The organism is Oleiharenicola sp. Vm1, from assembly GCF_047777955.1.
GTDB lineage: Bacteria > Verrucomicrobiota > Verrucomicrobiia > Opitutales > Opitutaceae > Didemnitutus.
The window spans coordinates 3,562,501-3,580,941 of sequence record NZ_CP180537.1; the positions used below are offsets into that span (position 1 = coordinate 3,562,501).

Annotated in this window: 22 protein-coding genes (1 of these 22 only partly in view); 4 read left to right on the forward strand and 18 right to left on the reverse strand. The window is 68.7% G+C overall.

From position 1 onward, the window contains the following. The 3 genes in view from accC to ACMYLB_RS17120 are tightly spaced (at most 57 nt apart) and all read left to right on the forward strand, a layout consistent with a single transcriptional unit that may run on beyond the window. Positions 1 to 769, forward strand: the 3' portion of a protein-coding gene (accC, locus tag ACMYLB_RS17110) for an acetyl-CoA carboxylase biotin carboxylase subunit (RefSeq protein WP_415908160.1). 593 nt of this gene lie to the left of the window's left edge; only the last 769 of its 1,362 coding nucleotides appear in the window; its start codon lies off the left edge, out of view; it ends in the stop codon at positions 767 to 769. A 57-nt stretch (positions 770 to 826) separates the two neighbouring features. Then, on the forward strand, positions 827 to 1,936 hold the full coding sequence (locus tag ACMYLB_RS17115; protein ID WP_415908161.1) for a hypothetical protein: 1,110 nt from the start codon (positions 827 to 829) through the stop codon (positions 1,934 to 1,936). Positions 1,937 to 1,941: 5 nt separating this feature from the next. Then, a complete protein-coding gene (locus ACMYLB_RS17120) occupies positions 1,942 to 2,568 on the forward strand; it encodes a chromophore lyase CpcT/CpeT (protein ID WP_415908162.1) in 627 nt (208 codons plus the stop codon). A 4-nt stretch (positions 2,569 to 2,572) separates the two neighbouring features. Here the strand turns inward: ACMYLB_RS17120 and purN are convergent, their stop codons facing one another. Continuing rightward, on the reverse strand, positions 2,573 to 4,027 hold the full coding sequence (purN, locus tag ACMYLB_RS17125) for a phosphoribosylglycinamide formyltransferase (RefSeq protein WP_415908163.1): 1,455 nt from the start codon (positions 4,025 to 4,027) through the stop codon (positions 2,573 to 2,575). A 48-nt stretch (positions 4,028 to 4,075) separates the two neighbouring features. On the opposite strand from purN, the gene ACMYLB_RS17130 reads away from it, so the two are divergent. Continuing rightward, positions 4,076 to 4,513, forward strand: a complete 438-nt coding sequence (locus ACMYLB_RS17130; protein WP_415908164.1) for a PDZ domain-containing protein — start codon at positions 4,076 to 4,078, stop codon at positions 4,511 to 4,513. Here the strand turns inward: ACMYLB_RS17130 and ACMYLB_RS17135 are convergent. The 17 genes from ACMYLB_RS17135 to ACMYLB_RS17215 all read right to left on the reverse strand — a co-directional run bounded on the left by ACMYLB_RS17135 (position 4,510) and on the right by ACMYLB_RS17215 (position 18,438). After that, a complete protein-coding gene (locus tag ACMYLB_RS17135) occupies positions 4,510 to 5,022 on the reverse strand; it encodes an adenylyltransferase/cytidyltransferase family protein (RefSeq protein WP_415908165.1) in 513 nt (170 codons plus the stop codon). The two genes, ACMYLB_RS17130 and ACMYLB_RS17135, sit on opposite strands and share 4 nt — an antisense overlap. 59 nt (positions 5,023 to 5,081) lie before the next feature. Then, on the reverse strand, positions 5,082 to 5,306 hold the full coding sequence (locus tag ACMYLB_RS17140) for a hypothetical protein (RefSeq protein WP_415908166.1): 225 nt from the start codon (positions 5,304 to 5,306) through the stop codon (positions 5,082 to 5,084). After that, positions 5,303 to 6,121 carry a flagellar motor protein MotB gene (locus ACMYLB_RS17145; RefSeq protein WP_415908167.1) on the reverse strand — a complete coding sequence of 273 codons (819 nt, stop codon included), beginning with the start codon at positions 6,119 to 6,121 and terminating at the stop codon, positions 5,303 to 5,305. Before ACMYLB_RS17145 ends, ACMYLB_RS17140 begins: the two co-directional genes overlap by 4 nt. A 3-nt stretch (positions 6,122 to 6,124) precedes the next feature. After that, complete coding sequence (gene motA / locus ACMYLB_RS17150) at positions 6,125 to 6,988, reverse strand: flagellar motor stator protein MotA (RefSeq protein WP_415908168.1); 864 nt, start codon at positions 6,986 to 6,988, stop codon at positions 6,125 to 6,127. Positions 6,989 to 7,006: 18 nt separating this feature from the next. Then, on the reverse strand, positions 7,007 to 7,663 hold the full coding sequence (locus tag ACMYLB_RS17155; RefSeq protein WP_415908169.1) for a sigma-70 family RNA polymerase sigma factor: 657 nt from the start codon (positions 7,661 to 7,663) through the stop codon (positions 7,007 to 7,009). 145 nt (positions 7,664 to 7,808) lie between these two features. After that, positions 7,809 to 8,060: a hypothetical protein gene (locus ACMYLB_RS17160; protein ID WP_415908170.1), complete on the reverse strand. Its 252-nt coding sequence runs from the start codon at positions 8,058 to 8,060 to the stop codon at positions 7,809 to 7,811. 5 nt (positions 8,061 to 8,065) lie between these two features. Continuing rightward, a complete protein-coding gene (locus ACMYLB_RS17165) occupies positions 8,066 to 9,223 on the reverse strand; it encodes a hypothetical protein (RefSeq protein ID WP_415908171.1) in 1,158 nt (385 codons plus the stop codon). A 7-nt stretch (positions 9,224 to 9,230) separates the two neighbouring features. Beyond that, positions 9,231 to 11,405 (reverse strand): flagellar biosynthesis protein FlhA, encoded by a 2,175-nt coding sequence (gene flhA, locus ACMYLB_RS17170; RefSeq protein ID WP_415908172.1) that lies wholly within the window; start codon positions 11,403 to 11,405, stop codon positions 9,231 to 9,233. Between the two features lie 3 nt (positions 11,406 to 11,408). Next, a complete protein-coding gene (locus tag ACMYLB_RS17175) occupies positions 11,409 to 12,521 on the reverse strand; it encodes a flagellar biosynthesis protein FlhB (RefSeq protein ID WP_415908173.1) in 1,113 nt (370 codons plus the stop codon). A gap of 196 nt (positions 12,522 to 12,717) precedes the next feature. Continuing rightward, positions 12,718 to 13,470: a flagellar biosynthetic protein FliR gene (locus ACMYLB_RS17180; RefSeq protein WP_415908174.1), complete on the reverse strand. Its 753-nt coding sequence runs from the start codon at positions 13,468 to 13,470 to the stop codon at positions 12,718 to 12,720. 13 nt (positions 13,471 to 13,483) lie between these two features. Then, positions 13,484 to 13,753, reverse strand: a complete 270-nt coding sequence (locus tag ACMYLB_RS17185) for a flagellar biosynthetic protein FliQ (RefSeq protein ID WP_415908175.1) — start codon at positions 13,751 to 13,753, stop codon at positions 13,484 to 13,486. A gap of 7 nt (positions 13,754 to 13,760) precedes the next feature. Beyond that, a complete protein-coding gene (fliP, locus tag ACMYLB_RS17190; protein ID WP_415908176.1) occupies positions 13,761 to 14,600 on the reverse strand; it encodes a flagellar type III secretion system pore protein FliP in 840 nt (279 codons plus the stop codon). Between the two features lie 490 nt (positions 14,601 to 15,090). Then, positions 15,091 to 15,342, reverse strand: a complete 252-nt coding sequence (gene fliN / locus ACMYLB_RS17195) for a flagellar motor switch protein FliN (protein ID WP_415908177.1) — start codon at positions 15,340 to 15,342, stop codon at positions 15,091 to 15,093. Further along, positions 15,323 to 16,387, reverse strand: a complete 1,065-nt coding sequence (locus ACMYLB_RS17200; RefSeq protein ID WP_415908178.1) for a flagellar motor switch protein FliM — start codon at positions 16,385 to 16,387, stop codon at positions 15,323 to 15,325. The genes fliN and ACMYLB_RS17200 overlap by 20 nt, the downstream gene beginning before the upstream one ends. Positions 16,388 to 16,397: 10 nt before the next feature. Then, a complete protein-coding gene (fliL, locus tag ACMYLB_RS17205; RefSeq protein WP_415908179.1) occupies positions 16,398 to 16,904 on the reverse strand; it encodes a flagellar basal body-associated protein FliL in 507 nt (168 codons plus the stop codon). Between the two features lie 159 nt (positions 16,905 to 17,063). Continuing rightward, entirely contained in the window at positions 17,064 to 17,927 is an 864-nt protein-coding gene (locus ACMYLB_RS17210; RefSeq protein ID WP_415908180.1) for a flagellar hook-basal body protein, read from the reverse strand. Between the two features lie 28 nt (positions 17,928 to 17,955). After that, positions 17,956 to 18,438, reverse strand: coding sequence for a flagellar hook capping FlgD N-terminal domain-containing protein (locus ACMYLB_RS17215; protein ID WP_415908181.1), 483 nt, complete (start codon positions 18,436 to 18,438; stop codon positions 17,956 to 17,958). Positions 18,439 to 18,441: the final 3 nt, after the last annotated feature.

Here is an 18,441-nt window from a genome sequence, read left to right on the forward strand (position 1 = left end):
CATCGAGAAATACATCCAGAACCCGCGCCACATCGAGTTTCAGATCCTCGCCGACAGCCACGGCAAGGTCCTGCACCTCGGCGAGCGCGACTGCTCGGTGCAGCGCCGCCACCAAAAGCTCATCGAGGAGGCCCCCTCCCCGTTTCTGAATGCCGATTTGCGCAAGAAAATGGGCAAGGCCGCCGTCCGTGCCGCCGAATCCGCCGAGTATCAGAACGCCGGCACCATCGAGTTCCTGGTCGATCCCAAGGGTAATTTCTACTTCATCGAGATGAACACGCGCATCCAGGTCGAACACCCGGTCACCGAGGAGGTCACCGGCATCGACCTGATCAAGCAGCAGATCCGCGTGGCCAACGGCGAGAAGCTCGACTTCGACCAAGGCGACATCAAGTGGACGAAGCACGCCATCGAGTGCCGCATCAATGCGGAGGATCCGGCCCGCAACTTTGCGCCCTCCCCCGGCACCATCTCGCTCTACTACGCCCCCGGCGGCAACGGCGTCCGCGTCGACTCCCACGTCTACAGCGGCTACGCGATCCCGCCCTACTACGACTCGATGATCGGCAAGCTCATCTGCTTCGGCGAGACCCGGAAGGTCGCCCTCCAGCGCTCCTACCGCGCCCTCTCCGAATACCTCGTCCGGGGCATCAAGACCACGATTCCGCTCCACAAGGCGATCATGAGCGACCCGACCTTCATCGAAGGCAAGGCCACCACCGCCTACATGGAGGACTTCATGGCGCGCACGCCGCCCGACCTGTTCTGAGGTCGCCAAGGCGCCCGATTCCCGCTTCAAACCGCGTCCACCCGACGCGGTTTTTTCATGCCTCGCTCCGTCGCATTCTGGCTCACAGTCCTTGCCTTCTCTCTGCTGGTGGCGGCAAAGGCCGACCGCGTGACCGGCTTCACCCGTCTGCTGCACTTCGGCGAACCCTGGGCAACCCGCCGCCTGCCCGCCGCCCAAGCGCTCCCGGTCGCGGTCACGGCCGGATCGACGGGCTACGACGGTCAATTCTACGCCCAGATCGCCCTTTCTCCCGCGCTCCGCGATCCCGCGCTGGACACCGCCCTCGACGCCCCCGCCTATCGTTCCAGGCGCATCCTAGGGCCCTTTCTGGCGCACTGCGCGGGTGTGGGGAGCCCTTGGCTGGTCCTGAACGCCTTTGCCCTGCTCAACGTCGCCTGCTGGTTCGCCCTGGCACGGTGGCTCTGGGATGAGATCGCCGACGCGTCCGCCGTCGGCATCGCCCGCTGGCTGGCCTGCGTGCTGTCGCTGGGCGTGCTCGACAGCGTCCGGCAGTCCCTGGTCGATCTCCCGGCCCTCCTCCTGCTGCTGCTCGCCGTGCGTCTGCACCGGGCCGGCCGCCCGGGCGCCTCGGCGACGGCTCTGGCGCTGGGCAATTTGACCAAGGAAACCAACCTCCTGGCTTCGCTCGCCCTGCTGGGCTGGCCGCGCCCCGGCCGGCGCCAGATCCTGGCCATCGCCGCCAGCGCCCTGCCCCTCGCCCTCTGGGCCGCTTACGTGGCAAATCGCTTTCCGAACGCCCCAGTCACCACCGGCAGCGGCAACTTCACCTGGCCTCTCCTTGCGGCCATCGCCCAGTTCACGGCTTCCGCTCGCGAGCTCATCGGCGGCCAGCTCGATTCCCGGCACCTTTTCACCCTGCTCGCCATCCCCGGACTTGCCCTGCAGACGGTCGTCCTCTGGCGCCACCGTGTCCCGACCGACCCCTGGTGGCGCATCGGCGCCGCTTACAGCGTGCTGCTGCTCTTCCTCGGTCCCTGGGTCTGGTCCGGCTATTGGGCCGCTTGCCGCGCCGCCCTGCCGCTGACGATCGCCTTCAACCTCCGGCTCCCCTCCGGACGCGGGTTCTGGCCGCTGCTGATTTTCGGCAACCTCACCGCCCTGCACGGTGTCTGGCGATTCCTCTAGGCCCCATGCGCAAACTCCTGCTCCTCGCCCTCGCCTTTCTCGCCAGCCGGTCGTTCGCGGCCGACACCGCGTCGACCCTCGCGCTCGAACGCCTCGCGTCGCTCCTGACCGGCACCTTTTCGTCCGCCGACCAGGCGCTGGCCGACAAGAACTACCGCCACGCCGTGCTCCATGCCGTCCGCATCTGGCCCGACCGCAGCGACGGCCCCTGGCTCTACGTCGAGCAAGCCCTCGCGGAAGCTCCCGACCTGCCCTACCGCCAGCGCGTGTGCCAACTGGCCGTTTCTCCCGACGGCGCCCTCGAGATGCGGCTCTTCACGCTCGACGACCCGATCAAAGCCACCGGCGCCTGGCGCAAGACCGTGCCGCTCTCGGACGTGACTCCGTCGCGCATCGCCTTCAACGAAGGCTGCACCGTCTTCTTCCGCGCCATGCCCGACGGCTCGCTGGTCGGCAGCACCCGGGGCGACGGCTGTCCGAGCGACCTGCGCGGCGCCACGCACGCCACCACCGACATCACCGTGACGTCCGACCAGTTGGTCTCCTGGGACCGCGGCTACAACGCCTCCGGCCGGCAGGTGTGGGGCCCCGCCAGCGGCGGCTACATCTTCAAGCGCGTGGCCGCGCCCTGATTGCTCAGGGGCGCACCAACAGCAGGTCGCTCCACTCGCCCATCACGCGCGCGTCCACGCGCCAGCCAGGCGCGGCCGCGGCAAACGCCGCCCGCACGTCCGCCAGTTCGCGCTCGAGGATCCCGCTGAGCACCAGCCAGCCGCCGGGCGCCACCGCGCCGATCAGCTCGCGGGTGAAACGCACCAGCACGTCCGCCTGGATGTTGGCCAGCACCAGCCCCGCCGGCGCGTGCTTCCAGCCGGACGTCAGGTCGCCGACGAAAAATTCCACCCGCCCGCCGAGCTGGTTCAGCGTCGCGTTCTCCTCGCTCACCCGGATCGCCTCCGGGTCGTTGTCGAAGCCGCTGATCTCGCGGAAACCCAGCCGCGCCGCCGACAGCGCCAGGATGCCCGAGCCGCAACCGGCATCGATCACGCGCGCCGCCGTGCCCTTTTCCGCCGCGAACGCCACCAGCCGCTCCGCCACGAGTCGCGTGGTCTCGTGATTGCCCGTGCCGAACGCCATCCCGGGATCGAGCCACAGCACCTGCTCGCCCGCCGGCGCCCGGAACGTCTCGCGCTCCCACACCGGCACCCAATGCAGCGGGCCGAAGGACGACGCCTTGAAGTGCGCCTTGTAGCTGTCCTTCCAGTCCGCGTCCGGCAATTCGCGCAGCTCCGGCGCGCCCACCATCCACGCCAGCGGGAAACTCGCCGCCAAATCCACCCAACTGGTCTCGGCCTCGGCGCGCGACTCGAAATAGCCCGTCAACCACGCGCGGCCGCTCGGCTTGTCCTCGAGCACCATCAGCCGCTGCTCCTCGCGCTCCGCCAGCAGGTCCTCGATCGCCGGCACGGCGCCAGGCGCGACCTCGACCTTGAACTCGTGCACGGCCGGCTTCGGCGCCGGCCGCTCGCTCAGCCGCGCGATCACGTCGGGCAGCAGCGCGTGCTCCGCCGCGTGGACCTTCGCCGCCAGCGACTCCAGCGTCTCGCCCGCCGCGACCGGCACGCGCGCCTGCGCGATGATCTCGCCGGCGTCGACCTCGAGCGTGACGCGGTGCACAGTGCAGCCCGTTTCCTTCACGCCGGCGCGGAGCGCCTGGCCGATGCCGTCGAGCCCCGGGAAGGCCGGCAGCAGGCTCGGGTGGAGATTGATGATCTTGCCGGCGAACGCGTTCAGGAAACCCGGCTTGAGCACGCGCATGAAGCCCGCGAGCACGACCAGGTCCGGCGCGCACGCGCGCACGGCGGCGATGAAGCGCTCCTCGCCCGCGCCCTCGAGCTTGGTCTTGAACGGCGCCGGATCGACGAACGTCGCCGGCACGCCGAACCGCGGGCCGAGCGCGAGGATGCCGGCCTGGGGCTGGTCCGAGAACAGGTGCACGACCCGCGCCCGGCCGAGCCGGCCCGCACGCTCCGCCTGCAGAATGGCTTCCGCGTTGCTTCCCCTTCCTGAGCCGAGTATCACGAGACGCATGGTCGACCATGGAGGCGGAAAGCGCCGCCCTTGCACAACGCTTTTTTCATGACGCCCCGTCCGCTCCTCCTCGGCGGCCTGCTCGTCGCTCTCGTTGTGGCCGCCGTGGCCGCCGAGACGCCTCCGGCCGAAGGTCCCGTCACCAAGCTCGCGCCCTTCCGGGTGAAGGACGAGGCGATCAACAGCTTCGGCTTCGACCTGAAGATCTACCACGACAAGCAGACGAAAAAGGTGCTGCGCATCTTCTTCGGCGAAATCAAATCCGGCTCCTCCGCGGCCGCCCTCGACATCGAGCCGGGCGACGAGATCGCGAAGATCAACGGCCGCCCGGTCACCGATTTTCCCGCCGCCATCGGCGTCGACTCCGACCTCGGCAAGCTTTTCCTCGCCCGTGCGCCCGGCGACACGCTCGACCTGGAGATCATCCGGCACCGCCGCGAGACGGTGACGGTCAAGGCGCTTCCCGTCACCCGCTTCGGATGCTAGATTTCGCCCGCGGCCTTGATCTTCGCGATCAGCGACGTGGTGCTGAAGCCCGCCAGGAACGGCAGGAACTCGATGCGCGCGCCGCACGCCTGCAGGGCGCCGCGCTCGTCGGGATCGAGCTTTTCCAGCGTGTAGTCGCCGGCCTTCACGTAGACGTCGGGCTGCAGCGCGCGGATCTCGCCGGTCAGGCGCTTCTCGCGGAAGATCACCACGGCGTCGACGCAGGCGAGCGCCGCCAGCGCGTAGGCGCGCTCGGACTCGGTCTGCACGGGGCGCAGCGGCCCCTTCAGCTGCTTCACGCTGGCGTCGGCGTTGAGCGCGATGCAGAGCGCGTCGCCGCGCGCGCGCGCCTGCTGGAGGTAGTAGAGGTGCCCGGTGTGCAGGAGGTCGAAGACGCCGTTGGTCAGCACGAGCCGCCGTCCGGCGGCGCGCAGCTGGCCGCGCCAGGCGACCGCATCGGGCAGCGAGAGCAGTTTCGGGTTCGGCAGCGGGTCGGCGGGCGAGCTCACGCCGCGAGCACACACGGCCCGGCGGCGGAAGTAAACTCAACTGTGGCCGCGGCGCCGCCTCAGCTGCCGGCGGGATACAGGCAGTCGATCTCGATCTTCTCGCCGCAGGAGCAGGTGACGACCAGGCGCACGATCTTGTCGCCCTCCTTCACCGCCTCGACGTGGGGGCCGGTGGGAGCGGGACGGACGAGGCCCTGCGGGCCGGACGCGTGGGCGTGCGCCTTCGGCGGCGTGCGGAGGGCCGGCGCGTCGTGCGCCTTCTTGCCGAGGAGGAAGGGTTTCATGGGTGAGAGCCGGTGGCGGCACCGGCCGCGGGTCCGCCGCGCAGGTCGGTGAGTTTCTTGTCCCGCATCTTGGAGGTGAGGGTGAGGCTGAGGGTGATGCGCTGGTTCGCATCGGCCGTGGGCGGCTGGCCCTCGAGCGGGCGCGTGTCGGCGTAGCCGGCGACGCGGTCGATCAGCTTCGGGTCGACGGCGTAGTAGACGAGCAGGCGGCGCGCGGTGTTGGCGCGGTCGGCGGAAAGCTCCCAGAGGCCGTAGTTCTCCTTCTTGAGCTCGAGGCCGGACTTGGTATGGCCGTCGATCGTCACGCGGAACTGGTGCCGGTCGATCGTCCAGGCGATGCTCTGCATGACGAACTTGCCCCACTCGGTCAGCTCGGCCGAGTCGTTGTCGAAGAGCGGGCGCTTGGCGCGGTCGAACAGGGTCAGGCGCAGGCCGTCGGAGGTCACCTGCACGTCGACGGGCTTCTGGTCGAGGTTCTCGTCGAGGTGGAGCAGGCGGTAGAAGTCGGCTGCGACCGAGTTCAGGAAGGTGAGCTTGATCTGCTTGTCCTTGTCGGGGGCCTGTTCCTTGCCCGCGCTCTCGTCCTCCTTCTTCGATTCGCTGCTGCTGTTCTGATTGTCCTTGTTGAAGGGCATGATGCCGGAGTGATCCTGCATCGGGGAGCTGAACGGATTCTGGAAATAGCGGGAGGTCGCGAGGAGGATTTTCTTATCCTGCGCGGAGATCCAGAGCACCATGAACAGGGCCATCATCGCGGTGACGAAGTCCGCGTAGGCCACCTTCCAGGCTCCACCGCCACCGCCGCCGGCTGCCATGGCCTACTTGCCCGTGCCGAGGTTCTTCACCGCGGCTTCGAGCTCGTCGGCGCCGGGTTGGACGTTGCTGTCGAGAGAGCGGCGCGCGATCTCGACGGCGGTCAGGGGCGCGAGGCCCTTGGCGAAGCCGGCCACGGCCTGCATGATGCATTTCAGCGCCAGCTGGTCGGCGGCGTCGTTGAACTTGATGCGGTTGGCCAGCGGGTTGACGAAGCCGTAGGCGACGAAGATGCCGAGCAGCGTGCCGGTGAGCGCGGCGGCGACGCGTTCGCCAACGACCTCCGGGCCGTCCGCGATGGCGGCCATGGTGTTGATGATGCCGAGCACGGCGGCGACGATGCCGATGCCGGGCAGCGAGTCGCCGACGAGCGTGAGGATGTGCACCGGGTGCTCGGCCTCCTCCTTCTTCGCGGCGAGTTCGGCGGACATCAGGCTCTCGAGCTGGTCGGGCTTGATCTTGCCGTCGATGACGGGCTTGAGGCCGTTGCAGAGGAACTGGAGACGCTCGTGGTGGTTGGCCAGCGAGGGGTATTTCTGGAAAATGGTGCTCTTGCTCGGGTCCATCACGTGCTCCTCGAGCGCGATGAGGCCGTTGCGGCGGCCGGTCATGAACAGCTCGTAGAGGAGCTTCAGCAGCTCGAAATACTCGGCCTTGCCCGGCGCCTTGCCTTTGATCGTCCCCTGGACCTTGTGGATGATCTCCTTCAGGACGTGGCCGGGGCTGGCGATGATGAGCACGCCCGCCGCCACGCCCAGGATGACCACGAACTCCGAGATGTGGAGCAGCACCATCGGCTGCCCGCCCGCGAGCATGAAGCCGCCGAGGGTCGACGCAAAAACTACCGCGGCTCCGATGAGGACGAGCATGGTGGGATCGCAGGCGCGTCAGCGGTTGCGGGCGCGGCCGAGGAAGGCCCGCAGCCCGAGGATGGTCTGCGAGTGGATTTGGCAAATGCGCGACTCCGTCAGGCCAAAAACCGCGGCGATTTCGGCCAGGCGCATGTTTTCAAAATAATACATGGCAAGTATCTTCCTGGGAATATCGGGCAATTCGGCCATCCGTTGAGTGAGAAGTTGCAGCAACTCCTGCTTCTCGAGCGTCTCGCGGCCGGTGGTATCGTGCTCGTCGGCCAGCAGTTCGTGCAGGGAGGCGCCCTCGGACTCCTCGCCCTCGGCATGCTGGTCGAGGGCGATGAAGGTGACCGGGCGGGCCTCGTCGAGCCACTTGGCGTATTCCGCGTGGCTGAGGCCGAGCTCCTCGCAGATCTCGCTCTCGGTCGCGGTGCGGCCGATCTTCTGCTCGAGGTCGTTGATCGCCTCCTTGAGCTTGCGGGCGCGGGCGCGCGTGCGGCGCGGGCACCAGTCCATGCGGCGGAGCTCGTCGAGGACGGCGCCGCGAATGCGCATGGCGGCGTAGCCGGCGAAGGTGTTGCCCTGCTCCGGATCGTATTTGCGCACGGCGGCGATGAGTCCCGTCACGCCCACGCTGTAGAGGTCGTCGGCGTCGATGTGCGGGGGCAGCGTGAGCTTGATGCGGTCCACGACATTGCGGACCAGCGGGAGGAAACGCTCGATAAGATCCTTCTCATCGACAGCGCCCGATGTCCCTGCGTAGGCGCGCCACGCGGCCGTGGCGGGGGCGGAGGGAGGGTGGCATCCGTGCCGCGGGCGAGTGCAGCGGCGTGTTTCATGACTTCAGCGAGGAGAGTTCCGGCTTGGCCTTGGCGACCTCGGCGGCGGCGGCCCGTTGCCGGGCGACCATGGTTTCACGCAGGCCGCCGAGCAAAACGCTCCACAGCCAGCGAAAGAGCAGCGCGCCGCAGAGACATCCCACGGCGCCATCGAAGAAAATCCGGTCGGGCCCGCGGCCCATGTAGAGCGCCGTGCCCGCGGCGAGCGCGAACCCCAGCAGACCTCCGAGAAGAAAGACGTAGCGCATGGCGGTCAGGCGGCGGTGTTGAGGACGCCGGGCGCGGCGACTTCGTCCTCGTCGTCGTTCGCCGCCGCCTCGGGCGCGGCGGGCGCGACGGTGTCGGCCGCGGCCGGCATGGTGCGGCGCGCGACGGCGTCGGCGGCGTCCGTCTCCAGGTCGCTGGTGAGCGAGGGCCCTGTGGCGAGGAACAGCGGCTCCAGGTCGCCGTCGAGCAGGTAATCCCACAGGCGGCCCCACTGGGAGACCTCGTCGAGGTGGGTGAAGACCACGTGGGTGGCGCCGAGCTCGCGGCCGGCGGCGTAGGCGGCGCGCAGCGTCGCGTGGTCATAGGCGGCGTTGAGCACGAGGACGCGCTCGGTGATCTGCTCGGCATCGAGGAAACGGGCGACGACGGCGTTCTCGGCCGGGTGGCGGAGCGAGAGGCCGGGCAGGTCGAAGTAGACGAAGGCGTTCTCGGTCGCCGGCTCGGTCGAGGCGGGGAAGTGCGCCAGCGGCACGCCGAGCGCCTCGCAGAACACGGGCAGCTGGCCGGGCGCGTTCGGGCGGTCGAACTCGGCGGTGACGACATGGCCGATGCGGGCGCGGCGGAAGACTTCCGCGGAAAGCCACTTGCAGAGCGCGGTGGTGCGGCCGACGCCGGGCGTGCCGAGGAAGGCCGCGCGGCGGAGCGGCGGGCGCGATGCGCGATGCGCGGCGAGGTCGCGGAGGTGATGGCCGACTTCGACCAGCGCGCGGTGCAGCGGCAGCTCCTCGAGGCGGCGCCACTCGGGCGAGCGTTCGAGGCGCGCGAGCAGCGGTTCGGAGAAGCCGGAGCGGCGGAGCAATTCGGGCAGAGTCATCTTCGGCGCGCGGATCATCGAGCGCGGCGCGCGCACGCGGCCGGCGGACACGGCCTCGCTGGCCGCGCCGAGCTCGCTGAGCACGGCCTTCGGCTCCTCGACCACGGCCGGCGCGGGTTCCGGCGCCGGCTCGGGCGCGATGAGCTGCGCGATCACCTCGAGCTTGGGCGACGAGAAGAGCCCGAGCATGCCGCCGCTCTCGACGTTGCGGACGGAGAGCACGCGGGCGTTTTCGCCGAGCTGCTCGCGGATGACGCGGGCGGCGTCCTCGGCGCTCTTCACGACGAAGCGGTAGCAGGAACCGGCGGAGGGGGCGGGAGCGGAAGACATGGGAAAATCAGGCGGCGGCCTTCATGCCGTCGTTGCGGAGCAGGTGGGCGGGCGCGGTGATGATGCCGGCGTTGTCGATCTCGGTGGCGGACGGAAGCTCCTGGAACGCGAGGACGGTGAGGCGCGGGAACGACGGCTCGAGGAAGCGCTTGAGCGGGAGGCGGGTCTCGGTCGAGACGACGAGCACGGCGGGCAGGCCCTTGAGCGTGAGCTCGTTCGTGCGGCGGCTGAGCTCCTCGAGCAGGTGGCGGCCGGTGGCTGGATCGAGCGCGAGGCCGACGTCGGTCGGCGAGCGGTGGACCTTGGTCACGAGCGCCTGCTCGAAGCGCGGGTCGAGCGTGAGCGCCTTGAGCGAGCCGGGCTTGGCCTCGTATTCGGGCACGAAGTAGAGGCCGAGGCGGCGGCGGACGAGTTCGCTGAGGTCGTCGGGGTTCTTCGAGAGCGGCGCGAAATCGGCGATGCCTTCCAGGATGAGCGGGAGGTTGAGGATCGCGATGTTCTCGCGGAGGAGATTCTGGAGGACGCGCTGGATGACGCCGATGTTGACGAGGTCGGGCAGCAGCTCGGCGATGAGCGCGCTGTGCGTGGCCTTGAGGTGGTCGACGAGCGCCTGCACGTCCTGGCGGCCGAGGAGGTGGTGGGCGTTGGCCTTGAGCGTCTCGGAGAGATGGGTGATGAGGACCGACGACGGATCGACGACGGTGAAATTGTTCAGCTCGGCGGTCTTGCGCTCGCTGTCGTCGATCCAGACCGCGTCGAGGTTGAAAACCGGCTCGCGCGTGGGCATGCCGCGGAGGCGGACGGAGCTGCCGGTGACGTTCATGGCCATGAAGCGGCCGGGCATGAGAGAGCCCTTCGCGATCGCCTTGCCGCGAAGGAGGAAACGGTAGTCGTTGGCCTCGAGCTCGAGATTGTCGCGGACGGAGATCGGCGGGACGACGATGCCCTTCTCGCGGGCGAGGGTCTTGCGCACGCCGGTGACGCGGGCGAGCAGGTCGCCGCCGACCTTCGTGTCGGCGAGCGAGAGCAGGCCGTAGCCGATCTCGATGGCGAAGACGTCGACGTCGATGAGCTTGCGGACATCCTCGGTCTTGGCCGGGGCTGCGGCCTCGCCGCCCGCGGCGGCGCCGGTCTCGCCGGGCTTGCCACCGGCGGCGGCCTTGCCACCCGCCTTGGCCGGCGCGGCGGCGGCGCCCGTCGCGGCGGTGCCGTCCGGATCGAGGACCTTGAGGGTCTTGGCCATGAAGCCGGCGAGGAGCGCCAGGCTGGCGAACGGGATCGTCGGCATGCCCGGCATGAGCGCGAACACGCCCATGCAGCCCGCGGCGATCGCCAGCGCACGCGGGTAACGGAAGAGCTGGCCCGTGACCTGCGTGCCGAGGTTGTTGTTGTCGGAGGCGCGAGTGACGAGGAGGCCGGCGCCGATGGAGATGATCAGCGCGGGGATCTGCGAGACGAGGCCGTCACCGATGGAGAGGAGGGTGAACTTCTGGAGCGACTCGCCCAGCGACATGCCCATCTGGAACACGCCGATGGCGAAGCCGCCGAGGACGTTGACGAGAGTGATGAGGATGCCGGCGACGGCGTCGCCGCGCACGAACTTCGAGGCGCCGTCCATCGCGCCGTAGAAATCGGCCTCTTTCTGCACCTTCACGCGGCGGGCGGTGGCCTGGACCTCGTCGATGATGCCGGCGTTGAGCTCGGCATCGATGGCCATCTGCTTGCCGGGGAGGGCGTCGAGGGTGAAGCGCGCGCTCACCTCGGCGATGCGGCCCGCGCCCTTCGTGATGACCACGAAATTGATCACGACGAGGATGATGAACACCACCGCGCCGACGACGTAGTTGCCCTGGATGACGAAGTGACCGAACGAGTCGATGATCTCGCCCGCGTAGCCGTGGGCGAGGATCTGGCGGGTCGAGCTGATGTTCAGCGCGAGGCGGAACAGCGTCAGCACGAGGAGCATCGTCGGGAAGCCCGAGAACTCCGGCGGGTCCTTGACGTAGACGATGGCGAGGAGCACCAGCAGCGAGAGCCCGATGTTCAGCGCCAGCAGCAGGTCGATCAGGAACGGCGGCACCGGCAGCACCAGCAGCAGCACGGTGCCGAAGAGGGCGAAGGTGAACAGCAGGTCGGCGCGCTGCAGCAGGCGGGTGATGTGGGCGTTGGAGGAGACGGGCATGGCTTACGCGGCGTTCGCTCCCGCCGTCAGCCGGCGCGTCTTGAGCTGGTGGAAGTAGTAGCGGTGCGTGCGGTAGACGACCGCGAGGATCTCGGCCACGGCCTGGTAGAGCTCGGGCGGGATCGACTCGCCGACCTTGCCCATGGCGAAGAGGAGGCGGGCGACCGGCTTGTTCTCGACCGTCGGCACGCCGTGCTCGGCGGCGAGGGCCTTGATGCGCTGGGCGAAGCGGTTCTCGCCCTTCGCGAGCACGACGGGAGCCTTGTCGACGCCGCGCTCGTATTTCAGCGCGACGGCGAAGTGCGTCGGGTTGGTCACGACGACGTCGGCCGTGGCGACGGCCTGGAGCATCTGCTTCTGGAGGAGACGGCGGGCCATGCGGCGCATCGCGCCCTTCACGTGCTGGTCGCCCTCGGAATTCTTGTGCTCATCCTTCACCTCCTGCCGCGTCATCATCATGTCGCGGTGCATCTTGAATTTTTCCCAGCCGTAGCTGAGCGCCGCGATCACGCCGAGCGAGAGCAGCAGGCGGCCGAAGAAGGCGGTGGAGGCCTCGCGCAGGAACGTGCCGAGATAGGCCGCCTCGACCGGCGCGGTGAAGAGCGGGTCCTCGAGCAGGTTGCGGGCGCCGAGGTAGAGCGCGTAGCCGATCGCGACGAGCTTGAGCAGGTCGAGGCCGCTGCGCACCCAGGTCGCCTTCGAGAAGAGGCGCATGAAGCCCTCGACCGGGTTGAGGTGCTCGAACTTCGGCATCATCGCCTTCGGGGAGATGCGGAAGCCGCTCTGCAGGCCGCCCGCGAGCATCGCGGCGCCGGCGCAGGCGACGAGGACCGGCAGCACCGCCTTCGCGCAGGTCAGCAGGACGTTGCCGAGCAGGAGCGGAAACGTGTCCGTGTTCACCTGCATCAGGCGGAAATTCGTGAACATCATCACCGAGTATTCGGCGACGTCGTTGGCGCTCTGCCGCACCGTGAACGCCAGCGCCGCCAGCGCCGCCGTGAGCGTGAAAACGACCGTGAGCTCGGCGCTCTTCGCGAACTGACCCTTCTCCGCGGCCTCGCTGAGGCGCTTCTCGGTCGGTTGCTCGGTTTTTTGGTCGTTGTCGGTGTCTGCCATCGTGGCGGGTGTCTCCCTCACTTGAGCAACGCCGATGCCAAGGGCCTGCCGGCACCCGTTTCGCCATGGCCGGCAACGAGTTAAATTTATTCTGTCGCCCTCGCCGCCCGGCCGCGCGCGTTTCGGCCGGAGCCGGGAAAACTTGAGGCAAAATTTGCCTCATTTCTCGCCCGGGGAGCGTCCCGGGCCCGCCCGCTCACTTCGCGGGCAGGATCTGGAGCATCTGGATCGGCAGGTCGGAAAACTCGACGTAGAGATACCGGCCGATCAGCGCGCCGGCGCTCGCCAGCAGGCCGAGCCCCATCAGCGCGCGCAGGGAGAAGCTGAGCACGAACACCTGCATCTTCGGCACCGCGCGGCCGAGGACGGAGAAGGCGAGCGTGATGAGGAAGTTCAGCGCGATGAACGGCGCCGCGATGCGCAGGCCGAGCTCGATCACGTGCCCGGTGTCCCGGATCAGCTCGTCCCCCGCCCCGCTCGCCAGCATCGGGTGGCCCGGGCCGGCGAGGAGGAAGCTCTTGGCAAACGCACCGAGCACCAGCAGGTGCGCGCCGAAAAGGAAGAACAGCACCGTGGCCAGCACGGAGAGGAAACCGGCGACCACCTCCGAGCTGATCTCCGGCGTGCCGAAGCCCGGCGTGCCCGCGAGGCCTATTTCCGAGGAGATCATGCGGCCCGCCATCTCGATCGCGGAAAACGCCATCCGGCCGACAAACCCGAGCGCGAGCCCGAGCGCGACCTCGCCCGCCGCGGCGGCGCCGAGGCCCCAGATGTCCGCCGGCAGCGACGCGGCCGGCACGAGTCCGGCGATCAGCGTCGCGATGCACATGGCCAGCGCCGCGCGCACGATCACCGGCGGCGGATGGCCGCCCATCGTGGGCAGCAGGATGATGACGCCCAGCCCGCGCAGGAACACCATCATCCAGGTGAGCAGGTAGGCGAGGCTCACAACGCGTCCCCGGTCAGTGCGCCAGCGCCGGCATCTTCGCGAACACCGCGAGCGTGAACTCGGTCAGGCTGCGCAGCAGCCACGGCGCCAGCAGCACCGCCAGGCCGGCGAGCGCGACGAGCTTGGGCGCGAAGGTCAGCGTGTTCTCCTGCATCGAGGTGATGGACTGGAACAGGCTCGCGACCAGGCCGACGACGAGCAGCAGGCCGAGGAAGGGCGCCACGATGTAGAGCGCGAACAGCACGGTGGACTTGAAGAGGTCGATGGCGAGTTCGGGATTCATGGCGCGGTCAGGTGGCGAAACTTTGCACGAGGGACTTCACGATCAGGTGCCAGCCGTCGACGAGGACGAAGAGCAGCAGCTTGAACGGCAGCGAGACGACGTTGGGCGGCATCATCATCATGCCGAGGCCCATCAGCGTGGAGGAGACGAGGAAGTCGATGATCAGGAACGGCAGGAAGAGCAGGAAACCCATCTGGAACGCCGTCTGCAGCTCGCTGATGACGAACGCGGGGATGACGACGCGCAGCGGCAGGTCCTTCACCGCCGTCGGGCCGTAGCCGCCGAGTTCGAGGAAATACTCCAGGTCGCGCGTGCGCGTCTGCTTCAGCATGAAGTCGCGCAGCGGGGCGGCGCCGCGGTCCAGCGCCTCGTTCGAGGTGATCCGGCCGTCGAGATACGGCCGCAGCGCCTCGTTGTTCACGCGGTCGAAGACCGGGCCCATGATGAAGAAGGTGAGGAAGAGCGAGAGGCCGACGATGATCTGGTTCGACGGCGCGCTGGGCACGCCGAGCGCCGTGCGCACGAAACCGAGGACGATCACGATGCGGGTGAAGCTCGTCATCAGCAGCACCAGCGAGGGCGCGACCGACAGCAGCGTCATCAGCAGCACGATCTGCACGGCGACGCTGAGCTGCGCCGGCTTCTCCGCGCCCTCGAGGTTGATCGAGAGGCGCAGCGGGTCGGGCGCCGGGGCGGCCGGAGCGGTCGCGGGCGACGGCTGGAGCAGGCCGCCGGCGGAGGCGGACGTCGGCGTCGGGCCGGCGGGCGGAGTCTGGCTGGGGATCTGCGCCGCGAGCGGCAGCACGCCGAGCGTCAGGCAGAGGAGAAATGAGGCGATCCGGCGCATCGTCGTCCTGGAGGTGCGGCGGGTCAGGGACGCGGCGGGCGCGCGTCCGCCTCGAGCGGGGCGAGCAGCTGGATGCTGCCCGGGCAGACGCCGAGCAGGAACTTCTTCCCTCGTAGTCGGCGACGACGAGGTATTGGCGGTTCCCGAGCGAGCGGCTCTCGGCGACGGTGAGCTTGCGGGCGTCGCGGCCGACGAGGCCGCCGGGCGAACGGCGCTGGCGCCAGAGCATCCAGCCGCCGGTGGCGGCGGCGCCGGCGGCGAGGACGACGAGGAGGAAATTCGAGCCGGCGCCCTTGGTCGCCGCGGGGGCGGGCGCGTCCGCGGGGGCGGCGTTGCGCGGGTAGATGATGCCGGCGTCCTTGGGCTTTTCCTGGGCCGGCGCGGCGGCGAAGAGCGCGCCCGCGGCGGCGACGGCGCCGGCGAGACGGAGCGCGGCTCCGAGACGGTGGAAGAGGGTTTTCATCGGCATCCGTGCGCGGGGTGGCGGGCCTCAGCCCTTCGGGCTGCCGACCAGCTCGGTGATCTTGATGCCGAAGTTGTCCTCCACCACCACGACCTCGCCGTAGGCGACAAGCTTGTCGTTGACGTAGAGGCCGACCGGGTCGCTCGCGTGCTGCATGAGCTGCACGACGGAGCCGGGGGAGAGTTCGAGGACGTCGCGCATGGGCAGCAGGCAGGAGCCGAGCTGCACGGTGACCTTCACCTTCACGTCCAAAACGATATCAAGAGCTTTTTCTTCCATCAGGTTTGCCATGGGAAATTTCCTCCGGGGTGAGCGGGATCTTCTTCGTGAGCTGCACCGCGACGCGGTCGGTATCGAGCCCGACGGTGCCGATGAACTTCGGGGTGCCGTTGAGCAGCACGCGGGTCTGCTGCACGAGGTCGGTGGGCATCTCGATGACGTCGCCCACGCGCAGGCTGCTGACTTCGCGCAAGCTGAGCTCGAAAGCCTCCCACTCCGCGCGCACGGGCATGGAGATGTGGTCGTAGGCCTTCTGCCAGGAAGCGCGCTTCTCGACCGTGGTGACGGCGGAGTCCTTCTGGCGGCGCGCCTGCATCTTCTTCACCAGCGGCTCGATCGTGTAGTAGGGCACGCCGAGCTGCATCTGCTCGGAGCAGTCGCCGAAATTCACCTCGAGCGTCAGCGCGAGGACGATGGCGTCCTTGGGCGAGGTCTGGAGGAAGCGGCCGTTGTTCTCGTGGCCGACGATGAGCGGGCGCAGGTCCTGCTCGCTCTTCCACTGGGCGCACCATTCCTCGAGAATGATGACGATCACGTCCTCGAGCAGGGCGACCTCGATCTCGGTGAGGTAGCGCTCGGCCTTCACCGAGTGGCCGCGCCCGCCGAGGAGGCGGTCGGCGATGGTGAGGGCGAGGCGGGGATTGATGTCGAGCACGCCGATGCCCACGAGCGGCTCGGCCTTGAAGAGGCAGATGTGCGTCGGGCTCGGCAGGGACTCGGTGAACTTCGAGTAGGTGACCGTGGTGAGCTGGGCCATCTTCAGGCCGAACTCCATGCGGAGGAACAGCGAGAGCCGCGCGCTCAGGTAGCGGATGAAATCCTCGTGCAGCAGGCGCAGGCGGCGCAGCTCGATCTCCGAGAGGAAGACGGGGTTCCGGAAGTCGTAGGCCTCGACCTTGCTGACCGCCTTGGCGTCGCCGCGCTTGCCGTCGGCGCGGATGAGCAGCGACTTCGGCGCGGTGTCGGCCGAGGTCTGCGCGAGCAGCTTGTCGATCTCGGATTGATCGAGAAACTCGCTGGCGGTCTTCTGCGCGTCGTCGGCCATGGTCGCGGGCTTACTGGATCACGAAGTCCGAGAAGTAGACCTGCTCGACGAGGCGCTTGCCGAGCGCCTGGTTGTAGGCGGCGACGAGCTTCTCGCGGAGGACGTTCTTGGAGCCGGGCTCCTCGAGGTCGGCGAGCGTGAGCGACGAGAGCACGTTGAGCGTGATGTCGGTGAGCTTGGCCTTCTGGCCCTCGAAGGTGCCGCGCAGGTTCTTCCCGCCGACGCCGGTGACGATGAAGCTGGTCTTGAGGTAGCGCGTGCCCATGGTGCCGGCGAGGTTCACGACCACGTTGGAAAACTCGTAGTTGGGGCCGCCGGCGGCCTCCTTGCCTTCCTTGCCGCCGTGGCCGCCCTTCTCCTCCTTGTCGGCCGCGCCTTCCTCCGGCTCGTCGGCCGCCGCGGGGGCGGCCTCGGCCTTGGCGTGGGCGTCGGCCGGCGGGAGCGCCAGCTTCGCCTGGAGGCGCGGCAGGAGGACGAATTCGGCCACGCCGAACGTGGCCGCGGGCGCGAGGATCACCGCGGCGATCGCGGGCAGCCACGCCTTGAAGCCGCCGCCCGGCTTGGCTCTCGCAGCGGGCGCTTCGACCGGGGCGGCGGTGCCGCCGCCCGCGGGCGTGGTGTCCTTGGATTCCTTGGCGTCTTTTTCTCGGCCATGGCGACGGGGCGCGCGGGCGCGTCAGCTGCGCTTCAGGTTGACGATGTCCTCGAGCACGGTGTCGGAGACGGTGATGAGGCGGGAGCCGGCCTGGAACGAGCGCTGGGTCGTGATCAGGTCGGAGAATTGCGCGGTGAGGTCGACGTTCGACGACTCGAGCGTGCCGGACTGCACGGCGCCGAGGCCGTCGGAGCCCGGGTCGTTGTTGCCGGCGAGGATGCCGCCGCCGACCGGGCCCGCGGCGGCGAGCGACGAGTAGAGATTGTTGCCCTCGCGGGTGAGCGCGGAGGTGTCGTTGAAATTCTGGAGCTGGAGCTTGTTCGTCGTCGCCGAGGTGCCGTCGGAGAAGAACTCCACCAGGTTGCCCTGGCGGTCGATCGAGATGGACTGGAGCTCGGTGCCGACGGGATTGTTCTGCCCGACGCGGATGTCGCCGACGGCGGTCGGCGGCACGGCGCCGGTGAGGCCGCGGACGCGCAGGCCGCCCTGGGTGACGAGGTAGCCGTTGTCGTCGATGCGGAACGAGCCGTCGCGCGTCGCGTAGGTGGTGCCGCTGGTGGCGTCCTCGACGATGAAGAAGCCGCGACCGGAGATGCCGAGGTCGGTGGTCACGCCGGTGCTGGTGAGCGCGCCCTGGGTGAAGTTGGTCGTGATGCTCGCGAGCTGGACGCCGGTGCCGATCTGGATGCCGGGCTGGCTGGAGGTGGTGCCGTTCGACGGGGCCGAGCCGCGCAGCGTGTTGGAGAAGCTCTCCGCGAAGCTGGCCTGCGAGGACTTGTAGCCGGTCGTGTTGATGTTCGCGATGTTGTTGCCGATGACTTCGAGGCCCTTGCTGAAGGTGCGCAGGGCGCTGACGCCGGAAGTGAGGGTGCCGATGAGTGCCATGTGATTTCGGTGTGTTGGAAGTTGAGGTTTAGGCCGCGGTGCCGTCCGTTGCGGTGCTGCTCTGCTGCGTTACGGTGGGTTCGATCCGTCGAACCGAGGAAAGGGGATAGGACTTGCCGTCGATCGAGAGCGTGACGCCGTCGGTCGCGTCGTTGTCGAGGGCGGTCACGAGGCCGGTGACGGACTTGCCGTCGGCGTCCTCGACCGTGACGGTGCGCCCGAGGTAGCTGTTGCCCATCAGGAGCTGCTGGTCGGCCCGGAGCGCGGTGATCTGCGAGGCCATCGTCTTGTTCTGCTCGAGGGCGGAGAACTGCGCCATCTGGGCGATGAACGCCGTGTCCTCCATCGGCTTCATGGGATCCTGCTGCTGGAACTGCACGGCGAGCAGCTTCATGAAGTCATCGGAGCCGAGCACCTTGGTGGTCTTGCGCGCGGCGCCGCCGGTGGAGTTGTAGAGGTCGGAGTAGCCGACGTTGCTGGTGGAGGTGGAAGTGGCGCTGGTGACGGGCATGGG

Coding starts and splice junctions, on each gene's coding strand:
- ACMYLB_RS17210 (WP_415908180.1), bottom strand. CDS start 17,927: ATGGCACTCATCGGCACCCTCACTTCCGGCGTCAGCGCCCTGCGCACC.
- ACMYLB_RS17160 (WP_415908170.1), bottom strand. CDS start 8,060: ATGCGCTACGTCTTTCTTCTCGGAGGTCTGCTGGGGTTCGCGCTCGCC.
- ACMYLB_RS17185 (WP_415908175.1), bottom strand. CDS start 13,753: ATGAATCCCGAACTCGCCATCGACCTCTTCAAGTCCACCGTGCTGTTC.
- ACMYLB_RS17115 (WP_415908161.1), top strand. CDS start 827: ATGCCTCGCTCCGTCGCATTCTGGCTCACAGTCCTTGCCTTCTCTCTG.
- fliP (WP_415908176.1), bottom strand. CDS start 14,600: ATGCGCCGGATCGCCTCATTTCTCCTCTGCCTGACGCTCGGCGTGCTG.
- ACMYLB_RS17120 (WP_415908162.1), top strand. CDS start 1,942: ATGCGCAAACTCCTGCTCCTCGCCCTCGCCTTTCTCGCCAGCCGGTCG.
- flhA (WP_415908172.1), bottom strand. CDS start 11,405: ATGCCCGTCTCCTCCAACGCCCACATCACCCGCCTGCTGCAGCGCGCC.
- ACMYLB_RS17215 (WP_415908181.1), bottom strand. CDS start 18,438: ATGCCCGTCACCAGCGCCACTTCCACCTCCACCAGCAACGTCGGCTAC.
- ACMYLB_RS17200 (WP_415908178.1), bottom strand. CDS start 16,387: ATGGCCGACGACGCGCAGAAGACCGCCAGCGAGTTTCTCGATCAATCC.
- fliN (WP_415908177.1), bottom strand. CDS start 15,342: ATGGAAGAAAAAGCTCTTGATATCGTTTTGGACGTGAAGGTGAAGGTC.
- motA (WP_415908168.1), bottom strand. CDS start 6,988: ATGCTCGTCCTCATCGGAGCCGCGGTAGTTTTTGCGTCGACCCTCGGC.
- purN (WP_415908163.1), bottom strand. CDS start 4,027: ATGCGTCTCGTGATACTCGGCTCAGGAAGGGGAAGCAACGCGGAAGCC.
- ACMYLB_RS17175 (WP_415908173.1), bottom strand. CDS start 12,521: ATGGCAGACACCGACAACGACCAAAAAACCGAGCAACCGACCGAGAAG.
- ACMYLB_RS17145 (WP_415908167.1), bottom strand. CDS start 6,121: ATGGCAGCCGGCGGCGGTGGCGGTGGAGCCTGGAAGGTGGCCTACGCG.
- ACMYLB_RS17140 (WP_415908166.1), bottom strand. CDS start 5,306: ATGAAACCCTTCCTCCTCGGCAAGAAGGCGCACGACGCGCCGGCCCTC.
- ACMYLB_RS17165 (WP_415908171.1), bottom strand. CDS start 9,223: ATGTCTTCCGCTCCCGCCCCCTCCGCCGGTTCCTGCTACCGCTTCGTC.
- ACMYLB_RS17130 (WP_415908164.1), top strand. CDS start 4,076: ATGACGCCCCGTCCGCTCCTCCTCGGCGGCCTGCTCGTCGCTCTCGTT.